General features: G+C 65.1%; 15 protein-coding genes and 1 pseudogene. 10 read left to right on the top strand and 6 right to left on the bottom strand.

Annotated elements, in window-relative coordinates; translation table 11 throughout:
• The first annotated feature begins 136 nt into the window (after nt 1–136).
• Entirely contained in the window at nt 137–1300 is a 1164-nt protein-coding gene (locus LJY18_RS05135) for an MFS transporter (RefSeq protein WP_238040706.1), read from the top strand.
• Here the strand turns inward: LJY18_RS05135 and LJY18_RS05130 are convergent.
• Nucleotides 1297–2718: an aminotransferase-like domain-containing protein gene (locus LJY18_RS05130; protein ID WP_238040705.1), complete on the bottom strand. Its 1422-nt coding sequence runs from the start codon at nt 2716–2718 to the stop codon at nt 1297–1299. The two genes, LJY18_RS05135 and LJY18_RS05130, sit on opposite strands and share 4 nt — an antisense overlap.
• A 180-nt stretch (nt 2719–2898) precedes the next feature.
• Between LJY18_RS05130 and LJY18_RS05125 the strand changes: the two genes are divergently transcribed.
• Entirely contained in the window at nt 2899–3144 is a 246-nt protein-coding gene (locus LJY18_RS05125) for a DUF1127 domain-containing protein (RefSeq protein WP_238040704.1), read from the top strand.
• A gap of 52 nt (nt 3145–3196) precedes the next feature.
• Here the strand turns inward: LJY18_RS05125 and LJY18_RS05120 are convergent, their stop codons facing one another.
• On the bottom strand, nt 3197–4510 hold the full coding sequence (locus LJY18_RS05120; RefSeq protein ID WP_238040703.1) for an NAD(P)/FAD-dependent oxidoreductase: 1314 nt from the start codon (nt 4508–4510) through the stop codon (nt 3197–3199).
• 175 nt (nt 4511–4685) lie between these two features.
• Between LJY18_RS05120 and LJY18_RS05115 the strand changes: the two genes are divergently transcribed.
• Complete coding sequence (locus LJY18_RS05115) at nt 4686–5039, top strand: YkgJ family cysteine cluster protein (protein WP_238040702.1); 354 nt, start codon at nt 4686–4688, stop codon at nt 5037–5039.
• A 22-nt stretch (nt 5040–5061) separates the two neighbouring features.
• Here LJY18_RS05115 and LJY18_RS05110 read toward each other — a convergent pair whose 3' ends face one another.
• Entirely contained in the window at nt 5062–5550 is a 489-nt protein-coding gene (locus tag LJY18_RS05110; RefSeq protein ID WP_238040701.1) for an Lrp/AsnC ligand binding domain-containing protein, read from the bottom strand.
• A gap of 155 nt (nt 5551–5705) precedes the next feature.
• Here LJY18_RS05110 and dadA point away from each other — a divergent pair, with 155 nt between their 5' ends.
• The 6 genes and pseudogenes from dadA (at nt 5706) to LJY18_RS05080 (ending at nt 11953) form a co-directional block, all read left to right on the top strand.
• Entirely contained in the window at nt 5706–7004 is a 1299-nt protein-coding gene (gene dadA, locus LJY18_RS05105; protein WP_238040700.1) for a D-amino acid dehydrogenase, read from the top strand.
• Nucleotides 6979–7316, top strand: a pseudogene (locus LJY18_RS05100) (RidA family protein). Before dadA ends, LJY18_RS05100 begins: the two are co-directional and overlap by 26 nt.
• A 127-nt stretch (nt 7317–7443) precedes the next feature.
• Complete coding sequence (gene alr / locus LJY18_RS05095) at nt 7444–8517, top strand: alanine racemase (RefSeq protein WP_238040699.1); 1074 nt, start codon at nt 7444–7446, stop codon at nt 8515–8517.
• Between the two features lie 101 nt (nt 8518–8618).
• Nucleotides 8619–9167 (top strand): cupin domain-containing protein, encoded by a 549-nt coding sequence (locus tag LJY18_RS05090; protein ID WP_238040698.1) that lies wholly within the window; start codon nt 8619–8621, stop codon nt 9165–9167.
• Between the two features lie 120 nt (nt 9168–9287).
• A complete protein-coding gene (locus LJY18_RS05085; protein WP_238040697.1) occupies nt 9288–9704 on the top strand; it encodes a c-type cytochrome in 417 nt (138 codons plus the stop codon).
• Between the two features lie 125 nt (nt 9705–9829).
• Nucleotides 9830–11953, top strand: a complete 2124-nt coding sequence (locus LJY18_RS05080) for an acetyl-CoA hydrolase/transferase C-terminal domain-containing protein (protein ID WP_238040696.1) — start codon at nt 9830–9832, stop codon at nt 11951–11953.
• Here LJY18_RS05080 and LJY18_RS05075 read toward each other — a convergent pair.
• Both LJY18_RS05075 and rep read right to left on the bottom strand, forming a co-directional pair.
• The gene (locus LJY18_RS05075) at nt 11937–12509 is read right to left on the bottom strand and encodes a xanthine phosphoribosyltransferase (RefSeq protein WP_238040695.1); all 573 of its coding nucleotides are present in this window, start codon (nt 12507–12509) and stop codon (nt 11937–11939) included. The genes LJY18_RS05080 and LJY18_RS05075 overlap by 17 nt on opposite strands.
• 27 nt (nt 12510–12536) lie before the next feature.
• Nucleotides 12537–14546, bottom strand: a complete 2010-nt coding sequence (gene rep / locus LJY18_RS05070; RefSeq protein WP_238040694.1) for a DNA helicase Rep — start codon at nt 14544–14546, stop codon at nt 12537–12539.
• A gap of 267 nt (nt 14547–14813) precedes the next feature.
• On the opposite strand from rep, the gene LJY18_RS05065 reads away from it, so the two are divergent.
• Nucleotides 14814–16487, top strand: coding sequence for a putative bifunctional diguanylate cyclase/phosphodiesterase (locus LJY18_RS05065; protein WP_238040693.1), 1674 nt, complete (start codon nt 14814–14816; stop codon nt 16485–16487).
• On the opposite strand, the gene LJY18_RS05060 is transcribed toward LJY18_RS05065, so the two are convergent.
• A complete protein-coding gene (locus tag LJY18_RS05060) occupies nt 16457–17887 on the bottom strand; it encodes a NorM family multidrug efflux MATE transporter (protein WP_238040692.1) in 1431 nt (476 codons plus the stop codon). The two genes, LJY18_RS05065 and LJY18_RS05060, sit on opposite strands and share 31 nt — an antisense overlap.
• Nucleotides 17888–17903: the final 16 nt, after the last annotated feature.

The raw sequence follows: 17903 nt of genomic DNA, 5'->3' as shown, positions 1-17903 counted from the left end.
CCCATCTGCAGCCCGCGGTGCTGGATAGGTCCGCCCTTCGGGGCCGGCTCTTCATGAGCTACACCTGCGGCCGGGTTTCCTTGGGAAACCCGGCCGTTTTTTTTGTCACCCGGCCACGACATGAAGGAGTCTGGCAATGCGTTGGGGTACCTATTTCGCGGTCTGCTCGGCGGTCATCAGCATCGGCCTGGCCCTCGGGGTGACCATGCCGCTGGTGTCGCTGCGCCTGGAGGGTTGGGGCTATGACTCCTTTGCCATCGGCGTGATGGCGGCGACTCCGGCAGTGGGCGTCTTGCTCGGCGCATCCCTGGCCGGCCGGTTGGCGGCGTACTTCGGCACCACTCGGCTGATGCAGCTGTGCCTGCTGGTTGGCGCCCTGTCCGTGGGCCTGTTGGCGCTGATGCAGAGCTATGCGGTGTGGCTGCTGTTGCGCCTGCTGATCGGCGTGGCGCTGACTGTGGTGTTCATCCTCGGCGAAAGCTGGATCAACCAACTGGCCGTGGAGAAGTGGCGCGGCCGATTGGTCGCCCTGTATGGCACCGGCTATGCGTTGAGCCAACTGTGTGGGCCGCTACTGCTGACGGCGTTGGGCACCAGCACCGATCAGGGTTTCTGGGCGGGCGTCGGCCTGCTGATCGGCGGCTCGTTGATCCTCTGGGGTCGCACGGGCGCCCCTCGGGTGGACGCCCATAGTGCCTCGGGGCGTGGCCTGCCAGCATTCTGCCGCAAGCTGCCGGCCATCGCCTGGGCGGTGATGCTGTTCGCCGCGTTCGAGGCGATGATGCTGACCTTGTTGCCGATCTATGGCCTGCGTCAGGGCTTCACTCAGGAGGTGGCGCTGTTCATGGTCAGCGTGGTGGTGGTCGGCGATGCCGCCCTGCAACTGCCGATCGGCCTGCTGGCCGACCGCATGTCGCGGCGCACGCTGTTCCGTGGGTGCGGGCTGATTCTGCTGGGCGCCAGCCTGGCCATCCCGCTGCTGCTGCATACGCCGTTGATCTGGCCGCTGCTGGTGCTGTTCGGCGCCAGCGCCGGCGGGCTGTTCACCCTGTCGCTGATCCTGATCGGCGAGCGCTACCGCGACGATGAGCTGGTGCGCGCCAATGCCCATGTGGCGCAACTCTGGGGCATCGGCTGCCTGGTCGGCCCGCTGGCCACCGGCGCGGGTGGCCAGTGGGTCAGTGGTCATGCGCTGCCACTGCTGATGGCGCTGGGCGCCGCCGTGTTCGTGGTGCTGGCCTGGCGCGGTCAGGGCGGCGATGACCAGTTCGGTGCGGCCACCTCGGTGCGCGGCGACTAGCCCATCTCCGCCAGTAGTTCGGCGACGCTCTCGCCGACCCGGCGCACCGCCTGTTCGATTTCCGTACTGGGCTTGGCCGCGTAGTTGATGCGCAGGCAGTTGCGGTATTTGCCGGCAGCGGAAAAGATGCTGCCCGGGGCGATTTGAATCTTGTGCGGTTTCAGTTCGCGGTTCAGCCGTTGGCTGTCGAAGCCCGGGTCCAGCTCGACCCAGAGCATGAAGCCGCCCCGGGGCCGGCTGACCCGAGTGCCGGGCGGAAAGTAACGGCTGATCCAGTCCACCATCAGGTCGCGGCCCTGCAGGTACTGGGCGCGCATGCGCCGCAGGTGCGGTTCGAAATGGCCGGCGGCGAGGAACTCGGCCAGCGCTAGTTGCGGTAGCTGGGCGGTGCTGCCGGTGCCCATGTACTTCATGTGCAGGACCTGCTCCAGGTAGCGGCCGGGGGCGACCCAGCCGACCCTCAGACCCGGCGCCAGGGTCTTGGAAAAGGAGCTGCAGAGCAGCACCCGGCCATCCTCGTCGTAAGACTTGATGGTGCGCGGACGCGGGTAGCTAAAGGCCAGGTCGGCGTAGACATCGTCCTCGATGATCGCCACATCGTAGCGCTGAGCCAGGGCCAGCAGGGCGCGCTTGTTGGCCTCGGGCATGATGTAGCCGAGCGGGTTGTTGCAGTTGGGGGTGAGCTGGATGACCTTGATCGGCCATTGTTCCAGGGCCAGTTCCAGGGCTTCCAGGCTGATTCCGGTGAGCGGGTCGGTGGGCAATTCCAGCGCCTTCATGCCGAAGCCCTTGAGGGCCTGCATCACCCCGTGAAAGCTCGGCGAGTCCACCGCGACTATGTCGCCGGGCTGGCAGATGGCGCGTATCGACGCCGACAGCGCCTCGTGGCAGCCGGTGGTGATGACGATGTCCTCGGCGGCAATCCGGCAACCCGAGTCGAGCATCAGCCGCGAGATCTGCTCGCGCAGGCGCAGTTCGCCGCGGATGCAGCCGTAGGTCAGCACCTCGGGGTCCTGGCGTCGGGCCTGGCGCGACAGCATGCGCAGCAGCGGCTTGAGCGTGGGGCTGGCGATGTCCGGACGGCCACGGCCGAGCTGGAGCAGGTCGCGCTGCGGCGAGCTGCTGATCAGCTCCAGCACATGGTCCCACTGCGACACCTCCACCGGCCGTTGCGCCGCCCGGTTGACCTGTGGCAGCGCCGGCACCTGACGCTCCGGCGGCACGAAGTAGCCGGACTTCGGCCGTGGCGTGGCCAGGCCGAGATCCTCCAGGTGACGGTAGGCCTGCTGCACGGTACTCAGGCTGACGCCATGTTCCTGGCTGAGGGCCCGCACCGAGGGCAGGCGGTCGCCGGGACGGTACAGGCCCTGCTCGATACGGGCGCCGAGCAGCTCGGCCAGATTAACGTACAGGGTCATGACAGTTGCTCCGCGGTTTATCTGGCTATGCACATAGCCATACAGATCGGCGATAAATCTGCCATTCAGAGGCGTTTCGGCGGGATCTGTATGGATCACATAAGATAATTTTGAGTCTGTCATGGTTTTTCGCCGCCCGCCATCATGGTCTCCCATAAGGCTTTCGGGCAGGAGCAGGCGATGAACGGGCTGAGCGATGTACGGCTGACACTGGCGTCGGAGGAGTTGCAGGGGGCGGCCCGTAGCGGGCGGCTGAATGGTGAGGGCCGCGCGGCGGCGACCCTGGGCGAGCGTTGGCGGTTGTTCCGCCGCCGCCTGAGCACCCGCCGCGCACTGCTGGAGTTGAGCGCGGAGCAGCTCAAGGATGTCGGGTTGAGCGCCGAACAGGCGCGTCGCGAAGCCTTGCGACCGTTCTGGAAGCTCTAGCTGGCGGCCCGCCGCGCCGCCATGGCGGCAGCGCGGCGGGCCGTTGGTGGGGTTACAGCAGTTCTTTCAGGCGATGCCAGAGCATGCCCAGGGCCAGCAACGGCGAGCGCAGGTGCTGGCCGCCCGGGAAGGTCATGTGCGGCACCTGGGCGAACAGGTCGAAGCCGCGGCTGGCCTGGCCGGCGATGGCCTCGGCCAGCAGTTTGCCGGCCAGGTGGGTGGCGTTGACGCCGTGGCCGGAATAGGCCTGGGCATAGTAGACGTTGGCCTGGTTCTTGAGCCGACCGATCTGCGGCAGGCGGTTGGCGCCGATGCCGATCATCCCGCCCCACTGGTAGTCGATCCTGACGTCTTTCAGGTGGGGGAAGACGGCCAGCATTTTCGGGCGCATGTAGCCGGCGATGTCCGCCGGGTCGCGTCCGGAGTAATGGCAGGCACCACCGAACAGCAGGCGCCGATCGGCGGACAGGCGGTAGTAGTCGAGGGCCACGCGCTGGTCGCACAGCGCCATGTTCTGCGGAATGATGGCGCGGGCTTCGGCCTCGGAAAGCGGCTCGGTGGCGATCACGTAGCTGCCGGCGGGGAGTACCTTGCCGCCGAGGGTCGGGTTCAGCTGGCCCAGGTAGGCGTTGCAGCCGAGCACCAGGTGAGCCGCACGCACCACGCCTTGGGCGGTGTGGACCCGGACCTCGCTGCCGTAGTCGATGCGCGTGACCGTCGAGTCCTCGAACAGCTGCACGCCCAGCGACTGCGCGGCGGCGGCTTCGCCGAGGGCCAGGTTGAGCGGGTGCAGGTGCCCCGAGCCCATGTCGATCAGGCCGCCGACGTAGCGCTCGGAGCCGACCACCTCGTGCATCTGCTGCGGCTGCAGCAGGCGCAGTTCATGGTGGTAGCCGAGGCTTTCCAGCTCGGCCTTTTCGGCGGCGAAGCCGTTCAGGTGGCTGGGCTTGTTGGCCAGGTCGCAATAGCCCCAGGTCAGGTCGCAGTCGATATTGAACTGCGCGACCCGGCGGCGGACGATTTCCACCGCCTCCAGGCCCATCAGCTTCAACTCACGCACGCCCTCGGCACCGATCACCGGCTCGAACTGCTCGACGCCATGGCCGACCCCGCGAATCAGCTGGCCGCCATTGCGCCCGCTGGCGCCCCAGCCGATCTTGTGGGCCTCGAGCAACACCACCGAGAGGCCTTTCTGGGCCAGCTCGATTGCCGTGTTGAGGCCGGAAAAACCTCCGCCGACAATGCAAACGTCAGCGCGCAGCTCACCCTCCAGTGCTGGATAGGCCAGTTGCCGATTGGCGCTGGCGGCGTAGTAGGAGGCGGCGTGCTGGATGTTGTGGACCGGTTGGTGAACGCGGGCGTTCATGTGTGAAATCCTGATTATTGTGTTTGGAAAATTTTACGAAGAATAAGCGTCAACTTCGCCAAACGCCAAGAGGCAATCGGCAAATAATCCGAGTTTCGTCGGTAAAGCCGGTGGATTCGCCGCGAGTATGGCCGGCCAGCGGTTACCATGCCGCCATTCAGTCAGGAGCGCTGCCATGAGTTGCACCAGCCGCAAGATTGACCAGTTGCGTTTGCAGATTCCCAGTTTCGCCTGCGTGCCCGGCTGTCACGATTGCTGTGGACCGGTCACTGCCTCATCCGAGGAGATGGCCCGTCTGCCGGTGAAAAGCGATGCCGCCCATGACGCCGCGCTGGCCGAACTGGATTGCGTGCACCTCGGGCCGCAGGGCTGCGAGGTCTACGACCAGCGGCCGTTGATCTGTCGCCTGTTCGGCACGAGCAAAAGCCTGCCCTGTCCGCATGGGCGAGGGCCGGAGACGCCGATCGAGGCGCATGTCGAACGGCAGGTACACCAGCTGATCGCCAGCACCCGCCAGGTGCTGGTGTAGGCTGCGCCGCGCCGCCGGCGAGCTATTCCGCAATGGGTAGCGTCAGCGATTCCTTGACCTCCTCCATGACGATGTAACTCTTCGACTCGCGCACGTGCGGCAGCTTGAGCAGTATGTCGCCGAGCAGCTTGCGGTAGCTGGCCATCTCGTTGATCCGCGCTTTCACCAGGTAGTCGAAGTCGCCGGAGACCAGGTGGCACTCCAGCACATGCGGCAGCTTGAGCACGGCGCGGCGGAACTCCTCGAAGGTGTCGCCGGACTTGTAGTCCAGGCTGATTTCGACGAACACCAGCAGGCTGGCCTTGAGGTACTGCGGATTGAGGCGGGCGTGGTAGCCCATGATGATGCCTTCGCGCTCCAGGCGGCGGACCCGCTCGGTGCAGGGCGTGGTCGATAAGCCGACCCGTTCGCCCAGTTCGGTGAAGGAGATACGCCCGTCCTCCTGCAGTAGACGCAGGATATTGCGGTCGATCTTGTCCAGTTCGCGACGGCTCTGATGCTGGGTGCGCATGGGGGATGCCCCTCCGTTTAAGTCGATTTTGCCAAGAATTCTCGCCAAATATAGTTATATATATAGTGAAAGGCACTGGCTAGTGCTCAATATACTGCGCGCATCAACGCTCAAAACAAAAAACGCCAGCGCATAGTCGCGGCGAGGAGATGACGATGCGGGTTCTGGTACTGGGTAGCGGTGTGGTGGGTGTGGCGAGTGCGTACTACCTGGCTCGCCAGGGCTTCGAGGTGGTGGTCGTCGACCGTCAGGACGGCCCTGCCCTGGAAACCAGCTTCGCCAACGCCGGCCAGGTCTCCCCCGGTTATGCCTCGCCCTGGGCTGCGCCGGGCGTGCCGCTGAAAGCCATCAAGTGGCTGCTGCAGAAGCACGCTCCGCTGGCGATCAAGGCCACCGCCGATATCGACCAGTACCTGTGGATGGCGCAGATGCTGCGCAACTGCACCGCCAGCCGCTATGCGGTGAACAAGGAGCGCATGGTGCGCTTGTCCGAGTACAGCCGCGACTGCCTCGACGAGCTGCGTGCCGAGACCGGCATCGGCTATGAAGGCCGCCGCCTGGGCACCACCCAGCTGTTCCGCACCCAGGCTCAGGTCGACAACGCGGCCAAGGACATCGCCGTGCTCAAGCAGTCGGGCGTGCCCTTCGAGCTGCTCGACCGCGAAGGCATCGTCCGGGTCGAGCCGGCCCTGGCCGGGGTCAAGCACAAGCTGGCCGGTGCCCTGCGCCTGCCCAACGACCAGACCGGCGACTGCCAGATGTTCACCACCAAGCTGGCCGAGATGGCCAAGCAGCTGGGCGTCGAGTTCCGCTTTGGCCAGACCATCGAACGCCTGGACTTTGCTGGCGACCGGATCAATGGCGTATGGATCGATGGCAAGCTGGAAACCGCCGATCGCTACGTGCTGGCCCTTGGCAGCTACAGCCCGCAGCTGCTCAAGCCGCTGGGCATTCGCGCGCCCATCTACCCGCTCAAGGGCTATTCGCTGACTGTGCCGATCACCAATGGCGACATGGCGCCGACTTCGACCATCCTCGATGAGACCTACAAGGTCGCCATCACCCGCTTCGACAATCGCATCCGGGTCGGCGGCATGGCCGAGATCGCCGGTTTCGACCTGAGCCTGAACCCGCGCCGCCGCGCGACCCTGGAAATGATCACCGCCGACCTCTACCCGCAAGGTGGCGATCTCCAGCAGGCAGAGTTCTGGACCGGCCTGCGTCCGGCCACCCCGGATGGCACGCCGATCGTCGGTGCCACCGGCTTCAGCAATTTGTTCCTGAATACCGGCCACGGCACGCTGGGCTGGACCATGGCCTGCGGCTCCGGTCGTTTCCTCGCCGACTTGATGGCATCGAGACGCCCGCAGATCAGCAGCGAGGGCCTGGATATCTTCCGTTACAGCCGTTCCCCAGAGGCCGCGAAGCATGTCAATCCAGCGCCTGCGCACTGAAACCCGTTACAGCGAAATCAACATCCACAACGGCACGGTCTACCTGGCCGGGCAGTTGGCAGATGATTACCGCGGCGATATCGTGCAGCAGACCCGCGAGACCCTGGCCAACATCGATGCGATGCTGGCCGAGGCCGGCAGCGACAAGTCGTGACCATCTACCTCAAGGACATGGCGCGCGACTACGCCGGTCTCAACCAGGTCTATGACGCCTGGGTCACGCCAGGCGCCGCGCCTGGCCGCATCTGCGTCGAGGCGGCGATGTACACGCCCGCTGTGCTGGTCGAGATGATGGTGGTGGCAGCGGTCTGAGCCTCTGCACGCCAATTCTGTTGGCTTTTGCCCGGCTGTCCCGCCGGGCTTTTTTAATCAGCAATCCGCGAACCCCGGGATCGATGCGCAGCATCCCCCGCTATTCAACGACAAGAAGTGCCCTGCCATGCGTCCAGCCCGTGCCCTGATCGACCTGCAAGCCCTGCGTCACAACTATCGGTTAGCCCGTGAGGTCACCGGCGCCAAGGCGCTGGCGGTGATCAAGGCCGATGCTTATGGACATGGCGCGGTGCGCTGCGCGCAGGCGCTGGAAGCCGAGGCCGACGGTTTCGCTGTGGCCTGCATCGAAGAGGCCCTGCAGCTGCGCGAAGCCGGCATTCGCGGGCCGATCCTGTTGCTGGAAGGCTTCTTCGAGGCGGACGAGCTGGCCCTGATCGAGCAGCATGGCTTCTGGTGCGTGGTGCACTCACTGTGGCAGCTGGAGGCCATCGAGCGTTCGTCCGTGGGTACGCCGCTGACGGTGTGGCTGAAGATGGACTCGGGCATGCACCGTGTCGGCCTGCATCCGGCCGACTACCAGGCGGCCTATCGCCGCCTGCTGGCCAGCGGCAAGGTGGCGAAGATCGTGCTGATGAGCCACTTCGCCCGTGCCGACGAGCTGGATTGCCCGCGCAGCACCGAGCAACTGGCAGTGTTCGAGCAGGCGCGCCAGGGCTTGGCGGCGGAAATTAGCCTGCGCAACTCGCCGGCCGTGCTCGGTTGGCCGCAGATACCAAGCGACTGGGTGCGCCCCGGCATCATGCTCTACGGCGCCACGCCGTTCGAACAGACGCAGGCCGTGGCCGCCCAGTTGCAGCCGGTCATGACCCTGGAATCGAAGATCATCAGCGTGCGCGAACTGCCGGCCGACGAGCCGGTCGGCTATGGCGCGCGCTTCGTCACCGAGCGGCCGACCCGCGTTGGCGTGGTCGCCATGGGCTATGCCGACGGCTACCCGCGGCATGCGCCGACCGGCACCCCGGTGCTGGTCGATGGCCTGCCGAGCCGGCTGATCGGCCGGGTCTCGATGGACATGCTCTGCGTCGATCTCAGCGACCTGCCCGGCGCCGGTCTCGGTAGTCGGGTCGAGTTGTGGGGGCGGAATATCCTCGCCAGCGACGTGGCGATCCGCGCCGGCAGCATTCCCTACCAGCTTTTCTGCAACCTGCGCCGGGTGCCGCTGCTCTATTCCGAGGGCTGAGCCCGCTACTGGGCAGGAATTGCAATCAGGGTGTTGTAAATACTGAACGCTGTTGCCATGATACGGACACTTTTCCGTATCTTCCCGAGGGGGCTCCAGCATTGGACGTCGGTATTCGACTGCAATCCATTCGCAAACTCAAAGGCCTTTCCCAGCGTGAACTCGCTAAGCGGGCAGGCGTCACCAACAGCACTATTTCGATGATCGAGAAGAACAGCGTGAGCCCCTCGATCAGTTCGCTGAAAAAGGTGTTGGCGGGTATCCCCATGTCGCTGGTGGAGTTCTTCTCCCAGGACGCTGAGCAGGACAACCTGACCCAGGTGGTCTACCGGGCAGGCGAGCTCACGGATATCCACAGTGGTGCGATCAGCATGAAGCTGGTGGGCAAGACCCACCCGAACCGGGCGATTACCCTGCTCGACGAAACCTATCCGGTCGGTTCCGATACCGGCGACGATATGTACACCCATGAAGGCGAGGAAACCGGCCTGCTGGTGGAAGGGCGCCTCGAACTGACCGTCGGCGAGCAGGTATTCATTCTCGAGCCAGGCGACAGTTACTACTTCGAGAGCACCCGGCCGCACCGCTTCCGCAATCCGTTTGAGCAACCGGCGCGGCTGATCAGCGCCACTACTCCGGCGAATTTCTAAGCGGCAGCGTGCCGGCCTGCGACAATCTGGGTTGTTTCAGCCTGGCAGGCTTCCCGTTATACTGTCGCCCGCTCGCGAAACCGTGGCCGCGGGCGTGACTAGCCACGATGAGGGTGTACCGTGAATCTGATTAAGAAAATGCTGGTAGCGCCGGCTGCCGTCTTGGCAATGTGGGCCGTGACTGCTCAGGCCACGACCGATGAGGCCATCGCCGAACGTCTGAAGCCGGTTGGTGAAGTCTGCATCATGGGCGAAGAATGCAAGGGCATCGAGACCGTGGCCGCCGCTGCTGGTGGCGCTGCGCGCACTGCAGACGACGTCATTGCCAAGCACTGTGCCGCTTGCCATACCTCTGGCGTGCTCGGCGCACCGAAGGTCGGTGACACGCCGGCGTGGCAGGCTCGTGCGACCAATGGTGTCGATGGCTTGCTGGCGAATGCGATCGCGGGTCTGAACGCGATGCCGCCGAAGGGCACCTGTGCCGACTGCTCGGATGACGAGCTGCGCGCCGCCATCGAGAAGATGTCCGGCCTGTAAGATCCAGCGCTGCGATAAAAGCCGCCTTCGGGCGGCTTTTTGCGTTGGGCGCCGCGCTGTTGTCATGCAAAGCCTGTTGCAGGGTCCAGACTGAAACTCTCAGGGATGCAGTCGGGAATCGCCAGATGCCGCAGTTATGTTCCATCGAGCAAGCCGTAGAGCGTGTTGTGCAGGACATCCAGGGCCCGATTCGCCTGGGCCTGCCCTTGGGGTTGGGCAAGCCGAACCGCTGGGTCAATGCCTTGTACGCGCGGATCAAGCAGTTGCCGCAGCGCCGACTGACCATCTACACGGCCTTGTGCCTGGGTCGCCCGCGCGCTTCGCACGATCTGCAGCGCCGCTTTCTCGAGCCTTTGGTCGAGCGCCTCTACGGCGACTATCCCGAGCTGGACTTTCTCGCCGACCTGCGCGCCGACCGCCTGCCTGCCAATGTGCAGATCGAACAGTTCTACCTGCAACCGGGCAGCCTGCTGAACAGTCCGCCAGCGCAACGGGACTACATCAGTTGCAATTACAGCCATGTGGCCCGCGACCTCAACGATAAGGGCGTGAATCTGATTGCCCAGTTGGTCGCCTGCGATCCGCAGAGGCCTGAACACTTCAGCCTCAGCTGCAACCCGGATGTCACCCTGGACCTGCTGCCGCTGCTGGCCAAGCGGCGCCTGGCCGGGGAAACCATTCTCTGCCTGGCCCAGGTGCACGAGGCGCTGCCCTATATGGCGGGTGCGGCGCAGGTGCTGCGCGACAGCTTCGACCTGCAGCTGCAGGAGGTGGAGCGCAGTCCACTGTTCTCCACCCCGAACATGCCGGTCAGCGTGCAGGATCACTGCATCGGCCTGCATGCCAGCAGCCTGGTGCGGGACGGCGGTACCCTGCAAATCGGCATCGGTGCGATGGGCGACGCGGTGAGTGCGGCGCTGTTGGCCCGGCAGGCTGACAACAGCGGCTACCGTGCGCTGCTGGCGGAACTGCCGGGGGCGGTGGTGGGCCAGGCCGCTGAGCTGCAGCCCTTCGCCGAAGGCCTGTATGGCTGCAGTGAAATGTTCGTCAACGGATTACTGGCCCTGGCCGAGGCCGGCATAGTGCGCCGGCGGGTGTATCCCGACGTGCGCGTGCAACAGTTGGCCGTTGCCGGCGCGCTGGACGGCGAGGGGCGGCCGCGCAGCGTGCAGCTCTTGCTCGACGCCGGCGTGCCGAGCCGGCTGGATGCGCAGAGCCTGGCCTGGCTGCAGGCCGTCGGCCTGCTGGACCCGGCGCTGCAGGTGTACGGCGATTATCTGCAACTGCCCGATGGCCGGCAGCTGCCGAGCGAGCTGAGCCATCGGCAGACCCAGGATGCGCTGCGCGATTACCTGCGCCCGGCTGCCGGCGGGGCGGTGCTGCATGGCGGCTTCTTTCTCGGCCCGGCAGATTTCTATCGACGCCTGGGGGCGTTGGCGCCGGATCAACGTGCGCATTTCGCCATGTGCGGGATTCACTTTATCAATGAGCTCTATGGCGACGAGCCACTCAAGCGCCTACAGCGCCGCGATGCGCGCTTTCTCAACTCGGTGTTCTGCATGACCCTGCTGGGCGCCGGGGTGGCCGATCAGCTGGAGGACGGCCGCGTGCTCAGCGGCGTTGGCGGGCAATACAACTTCGTCGCCCAGGCTCACGCGCTGGAGGGCGCGCGCTCGATTCTGATGCTGCGCAGTTGGCGCGAGGCCGCTGGGCGAGTCAGCTCGAACATCGTCTGGCGCTACGGCCATGCCACCATCCCCCGCCACCTGCGCGACATGGTGGTGACCGAATACGGTGTCGCCGACCTGCGCGGCAAGACCGATGCCGAGGTAATAGAGGCGCTGCTGGCGATCAGTGATTCGCGTTTTCAGCCCGGGCTGATCGCCCAGGCGCAGCAAGCGGGCAAGCTGCCTAAGGATTTTCGCCTCGATCCGCGCTTCGCCGACAATCGCCCGCAGCGCCTGCAGACGGTGCAGGCGCGGCATTCGGCGCTCTTCGGCGAGTATCCGCTGGGTTGCGACTTCACAGGTGAGGAGCGCGACCTGCTGCGCGCACTGGACTGGCTCAAGCCCCGAGCCAGGCTGGGGGCGGTGGTGGCGCTGGGCAAGGCCGTGCTGGCTGCACCGCCGGCCACCGCCTTCATGCCGCAGCTGACGCGTATGGGCTTGGCCCGGCCGCAGGGGTTGCGCGAGGCCCTGTACCGGCGTTTGCTGCTGGCGAGCCTGCAGGCGACTAGTCGAGAAAGCTGACCTGGCCACCTTCCAGCGAGTGGATGCGCGCCAGGGATTCGACCCGGTAGCCTTGCGCGTCCAGTTCGGCGCGGCCGGCCTGGAACGACTTCTCGATCACCACGCCGACCCCGGCGATGCTGGCGCCAGCCTGCCGGATCAGGTCAATCAGCGCCTTGGCCGCATGACCGTTGGCCAGGAAATCGTCGATCACCAGCACATGATCGGCGCTGGTCAGGTGCTTGGCGGAGATGGCGATGGTGCTCTCGGTCTGCTTGGTGAAGGAGAACACCTTGGCGGTATAGAGGTCGTCCTTGAGCGTCAGCGACTGGTACTTGCGGGCGAAGATCACCGGCACGCCGAGTTCCAGGCCGGCCATGATCGCCGGGGCGATGCCCGAGGCCTCGATGGTGACGATCTTGCTGATGCCCAGGCCGGCGAAGCGCAGGGCGAATTCGTGGCCGATCTGCTGCATCAGCGCGGGATCGATCTGGTGATTGAGAAAGGCATCGACCTTGAGTACCTGGTCGGAGAGCACCAGGCCTTCGTCAATGATTTTCTGCTTCAGTGCTTGCATGGGTGGGCTCTCGTGGTCTGCGGCGGGTTATTTTTTCAGCATGGCGCGCATGTTGGCCAGCGCCGAGTTGCCGGTGGCGGCCTTGACTTCGGGGGGGGCGTCGTCCTGGCCTTCCCAGACCAGGTCTTCGGGCGGTAGCTCATCGAGAAAGCGGCTTGGCGAGCACTCGATGATCTCGCCGTACTGCTTGCGCTTGGCGGCGAAGGTCATGGTCAGGTTGCGCTTGGCGCGGGTGATGCCGACGTAGGCCAGGCGGCGCTCTTCCTCGACGGTATCGGCCTCGATGCTGGAGCGGTGCGGGAGGATTTCCTCCTCCACGCCGAGGATGTACACCGACGGATATTCCAGGCCCTTGGAGGCGTGCAGGGTCATCATCTGCACGCCTTCGGCGCCTTCCTCTTCCTCCTGCTGACGCTCGAGCATGTCGCGCAAGACCAGCTTGCCGATGGCGTCCTCGATGGTCATTTCGCCTTCTTCGTCGCGCTCCAGGGTGTTCTTCAGCGCCTCGACGAGGAACCAGACGTTGCCCATGCGCGCGTCGGCGACCTTGTCGCTGGAGGCGTTCTGGCGCAGCCAGTTCTCGTAGTCGATGTCCATCACCATGCTGCGGATCGCGGCGATCGGATCGTTCTGCGCGCACTCCTGGCGCACCCGGTCCATCCACCTGGTAAAGCGCGCCAGGCGTTCGGTAAAGCGCGCGTCCAGGTGTTCGCCCAGGCCCATCTCGCCGGCGGCGGCGTACATGCTGATCTTGCGCCCGGTGGCGTAGTTGCCGAGTTTTTCCAGGGTGGTGGAGCCGATCTCGCGGCGCGGCACGTTGATCACCCGCAGAAAGGCGTTGTCATCGTCCGGGTTGACCAGCAGACGGAAGTAGCTCATCAGGTCCTTCACCTCCTGACGGGCGAAGAAGCTGGTGCCGCCACTCAGGCGATAGGGAATCTGGTGGTGCTGCAGCTTCAGCTCCATCAGCTTGGCCTGGTAGTTGCCGCGGTAGAGAATCGCGTAGTCGCTGTAGGGGCGGTCGGTGCGCAGGTGCTCGGTGAGGATCTCCAGGGCCACCCGCTCGCATTCGGCGTCCTCGTTCTTGCAGCGAATCACGCGGATCTCGTCGCCCATGCCCATCTCGCTCCACAGCTGCTTCTCGAAGGCGTGGGGGTTGTTGGCGATGAGGATGTTGGCGCACTTGAGGATGCGGCTGGTGGAGCGGTAGTTCTGCTCCAGCATCACCACCTTCAGCGAGGGGTAATCCTCCTTCAGCAGCATCAGGTTTTCCGGGCGCGCGCCGCGCCAGGCGTAGATCGACTGGTCGTCGTCGCCGACCACGGTGAACTGGTTGCGCATGCCGACCAGCAGTTTTACCAGCAGGTACTGGCTGGCGTTGGTGTCCTGGTATTCGTCGACCAGCAGGTAGCGGATGCGGTTCTGCCACTTTTCCAGGATGTCCGGGTGCTCTTGGAACAGCTTCACCGGCATCAGGATCAGGTCGTCGAAGTCCACCGCGTTATAGGCCTTGAGCGTGCGCTGGTAGTGCAGGTAGACGATGGCGGCGGTCTGTTCCTTGGGGTTGCGCGACTCGGCCAGGGCCTGGTCGGGCATGATCAGTTCGTTCTTCCAGCTGCCGATGTAGTTCTTGATCTCATCGGCGCCATCATCCCCGGAATATTCCTTCTGCATGATGTCGCTGAGCAGCGCCTTGATGTCGCCCTCGTCGAAGATCGAGAAGCCCGGCTTGTAGCCCAGCGCCGCATACTCCTTGCGGATGATATTCATGCCCAGGTTGTGGAAGGTCGAGACCGTCAGGCCGCGCGCCTCGGGGCCTTTGAGCAGGCTGCCGACCCGCTCCTTCATCTCCCGGGCGGCCTTGTTGGTGAAAGTCATGGCGACGATGTGGCGAGCCTGGATGCCGCAGTTCTGCACCAGGTGGGCGATCTTGCGCGTGATTACGCTGGTCTTGCCGGAACCGGCACCGGCGAGCACCAAAAGAGGGCCGCCGACATAGTTCACGGCTTCCTGCTGCCGGGGGTTCAGTCGGGACATTGCATCAATCGTCGCGGGGAATGGGCGCGCATTTTAGCAGGCCCTGAGATTTGTGCCTGAATCCTCTGGCGTTGTGCGATGGAGTACGTACTGGCAGTACGCCAGGCTTGGATATTTCTTGTAATCCAGTACTCTGACGGCGCTTGTCAGTTTTTTGTCTTTAATGCAGGATGCGCGACAGTGGCACTCGGATGTGCCTGATTAGAAGTCGATTTCGGCGCAGTTGGCGGTGTCCCGCCGACTCTCTTTGAGGCCTTGGGAGGTTGATTGTCCGCGCTCGACGAACCCTTGCGGCTGGTTCTGCTGGCTGAAACGCCAGAGTGGCCCGAGCTATTGCGCGAGCGGCTGGGCGCCTTGGGTAGTATCTTCCCGCTGATCACCGCGCCCTCATGGGCGGCGGCCAGCAGTTTGTTCGATACCCCGATCAATGGCCTGCTGCTGACCACCGAGGCGCGTCGGCCAGCGGCGGGAGTCTGTCCTCTACCCATCATCCTGTTGCTCGAAGAGGAACCTGCCGAGGCCCCCGCCGGGGTCTGCGACTGGCTGGTGCGTGACGTCCTCAGCGTCGATGTGCTGCGTCGCTGCCTGCGCTATGTGCGTGAGCAGGGGCGTCTGCAGGAAACCCTGCAGCGCCTGGCCGAGCAGGATGCGCTGACCGGCATCGCCAATCGACAGGGCTTCCAGACGCTGCTTGCGGCCCGTCTGGCCGAATGCCAGGGACGCGGCCTGGCACTCGCGCACCTCGATCTGGACAATTTTCGTCATGCCAACGATGCCCTCGGCCACCGGGCCGGCGATCTCTTGATCCGGCAAGTGGTGACGCGCCTCAAGGCGCAGTTGCAGGCTGGGGATCAGATCGCCCGGCTGGGCAGTGATGAGTTTGCCTTGCTGCTCGATGTGCGCAGCGATCCGCAGCGTGCGCCGCGTCTGGTCGAGCGCATTACCGAAGCCCTGGCCGAACCTTACTGGGTCGACGGTGAGAGTCTGTTGATCGGTTGCAGCATTGGCGTGGCCTACGTACGTGCCGATGGGGGCGCGGACTCGCTGATGTGGCATGCGCATATCGCCATGCGGCAAGCCAAGAGCCAGCAAGGCTGCACCTTCCATGTCTTCGACGAACGAACCGGTCGCGGCACGCGCAGCCAGGCCGAGCTGGAAAGTGAGCTGCGCCGGGCGCTGCGGCGCGACGAGCTCGAGCTGCATTATCAGCCGCGCCTGTGTTTGCAGACCGGGCGCATTGTTGGCCTCGAAGCGCTAGTGCGCTGGCGCCACCGCGAGCGCGGCCTGCTGGCACCCAATGAATTTGTGCCCCTGGCCGAAGAAAGCGGCCTGATCGTGCCGCTCGGCTACTGGGTGATTTCCCGGGCCCTGCGCGATATGCAATGGTTGCGCGGACGCGGTCTGCCGGCGCTGCATATGGCGGTCAACCTGTCGTTCCGCCAGTTTCAGGACAGTCAGCTGTTGCCGACTCTCAGCCGCTTGATCGCAGAGCGTGGCGTCGATGCGCGCTGGCTGGAGTTCGAGTTGACCGAGACTGCCGTGATGCGCCGCAGTGATCAGGTGCAGCAGACCATGCTGGCGCTCGGTCAACTGGGTGTGCGCTTTTCCCTGGACGACTTCGGCACGGGCTTCTCCTCCTTCGTCCACCTCAGTAGCCTGCCGATCGCCCTGTTGAAAATCGACAAGAGCTTCGTCGGCGACATGCATCAGCGCCCGGAGAGTCGCCAGTTGGTGCGGGCAATGATCAATCTGGGCCATAACCTCAATCTGCAGGTGGTCGGCGAAGGCGTGGAAAACGCCGAACAACTGGCCCTCTTGCGCGAGTTTGGCTGCGACCAGGTGCAGGGCTACCTGATCAGCAAGGCGATGCCATTGAACGAGTTGGCGCGCTTTCTGGTGTTCGGCATGCGTCAACCGTTGTCAGGACTGCTCAGCCCGTAGGGGCGGGCGCCGTCCGCTTCGCCAGTGGATAGGCAGGCGGCCCGCCCTGGCTGCAGCAGCCGGGCGGTCTTCCACTCGAAGCCTAGGGTCAGGCCGATGGCGGCACAGGCCAGGCCGCTGGCCAAGCCCCACCACACCCCTTGCGCGCCCCAGCCCAGTGGGAAGGCCAGGAGCCAGGCCAGCGGCGCGCCGATCAGCCAATAGCAGCCGAGTCCGACGACGAAGGTGGTCTTGGCGTCCTTGAGGCCGCGAATCGCACCCATGGCGATGCTCTGGATGCCGTCGAAAAACTCGAACCAGGCGGCGATCGCCAGCAGGCTTGTCGCCAGGGCCGCCACCTTGGCGTAGGCCGGGTCGAGCGGGTCGAGAAACAAGCCAACCACCCACTGCGGCGCCAGCCAGAACAGCGCCGCGAAGCCGAGCATGCACGTAGCGCCGATGCCGATGCCCAGGCGTCCGGCACGACGTGCTTCGAGCAGGCGACCGGCGCCGAAATGCTGGCCGATGCGGAAGGTCACCGCGTAGGACAAGCCCACCGGCACCATGAAGGCCACATACACCGACATGATCGCGATCTGGTGCGCGGCGAGTTGCAGGCTGCCGAGGGCACCCATGCACAGCGCGGCGAAGGCGAACAAGCCGGACTCCACCGCATAGGTGCCGCCAATCGGCAGGCCCAGGCGCAACAGCTCTTGCAGCTCGCGCCAGGTCGGGCGCAACAGGCCGCGCCACAGCGGATAGTCGGCGTAGGCGCGGTGGCGCAGTACGTGCCAGGCCAGCAGCAGGGCCATGGCATTCATCACCAGCGCGGTGACCAGGCCGATGCCGGCCAGGCCCAGATGGGGCAGGCCGAACCAGCCCTTGATCAGCGCGTAGTTGAGCACCCCGTTGGCCAGCGCGCCGCCAATGCTGATGGCCATCACCGGGCCGGGACGCCCGATCGCGGCGGTAAAGCCGCGCAGCGCCATAAAGGTCATATAGCCGGGCAGGGCGAAGATCAGGGTGCCGAGAAACTGCGTGGCGCCAGTGACGTTGGCGGGTAACTGGCCGACATGCAGCAGCGCCGGCTCAAGGTTCCACAGTGTTATCCCGGCCAGCAAGGCCAGGCCCCAGCCGAGCCAGAGACCGTTCTGGGTCAGGCGGGTGACGCCCGCGCCATCGCCGGCGCCATGCCGAATGGCCACCAGGTTGCCGACCGCGGCGATCACCCCGACGCAGAAAATCGACACGAAGGCATAGCTGGCCGCGCCCAGGCCGCCACCGGCCAGGGCCTGTGGGCCGAGCAAGCCCATCATCACGGTGTCGGTAAAGACCATGAGCACATGCGCCAGCTGGGCGGCGATCAGGGGGCCGGCCAGACGCAGGATGGCGCCGAGTTCGTTGCGAAGGGCATGCGGCATGATGAGTCTGGCTCAG

It is taken from the genome of Pseudomonas sp. MMS21 TM103 (assembly GCF_022132145.1).
Lineage (GTDB): Bacteria > Pseudomonadota > Gammaproteobacteria > Pseudomonadales > Pseudomonadaceae > Aquipseudomonas.
Note: the sequence above shows the minus strand (reverse complement) of the source record. Positions and strands in the feature narration are given on the sequence as shown.

What these genes read in the sequence shown, in the direction of transcription:
- LJY18_RS05135 (WP_238040706.1), top strand. Translation starts at nt 137, where the DNA reads ATGCGTTGGGGTACCTATTTCGCGGTCTGCTCGGCGGTCATCAGCATC.
- LJY18_RS05130 (WP_238040705.1), bottom strand. Translation starts at nt 2,718, where the DNA reads ATGACCCTGTACGTTAATCTGGCCGAGCTGCTCGGCGCCCGTATCGAG.
- LJY18_RS05125 (WP_238040704.1), top strand. Translation starts at nt 2,899, where the DNA reads ATGAACGGGCTGAGCGATGTACGGCTGACACTGGCGTCGGAGGAGTTG.
- LJY18_RS05120 (WP_238040703.1), bottom strand. Translation starts at nt 4,510, where the DNA reads ATGAACGCCCGCGTTCACCAACCGGTCCACAACATCCAGCACGCCGCC.
- LJY18_RS05115 (WP_238040702.1), top strand. Translation starts at nt 4,686, where the DNA reads ATGAGTTGCACCAGCCGCAAGATTGACCAGTTGCGTTTGCAGATTCCC.
- LJY18_RS05110 (WP_238040701.1), bottom strand. Translation starts at nt 5,550, where the DNA reads ATGCGCACCCAGCATCAGAGCCGTCGCGAACTGGACAAGATCGACCGC.
- dadA (WP_238040700.1), top strand. Translation starts at nt 5,706, where the DNA reads ATGCGGGTTCTGGTACTGGGTAGCGGTGTGGTGGGTGTGGCGAGTGCG.
- alr (WP_238040699.1), top strand. Translation starts at nt 7,444, where the DNA reads ATGCGTCCAGCCCGTGCCCTGATCGACCTGCAAGCCCTGCGTCACAAC.
- LJY18_RS05080 (WP_238040696.1), top strand. Translation starts at nt 9,830, where the DNA reads ATGCCGCAGTTATGTTCCATCGAGCAAGCCGTAGAGCGTGTTGTGCAG.
- LJY18_RS05075 (WP_238040695.1), bottom strand. Translation starts at nt 12,509, where the DNA reads ATGCAAGCACTGAAGCAGAAAATCATTGACGAAGGCCTGGTGCTCTCC.
- rep (WP_238040694.1), bottom strand. Translation starts at nt 14,546, where the DNA reads ATGTCCCGACTGAACCCCCGGCAGCAGGAAGCCGTGAACTATGTCGGC.
- LJY18_RS05060 (WP_238040692.1), bottom strand. Translation starts at nt 17,887, where the DNA reads ATGCCGCATGCCCTTCGCAACGAACTCGGCGCCATCCTGCGTCTGGCC.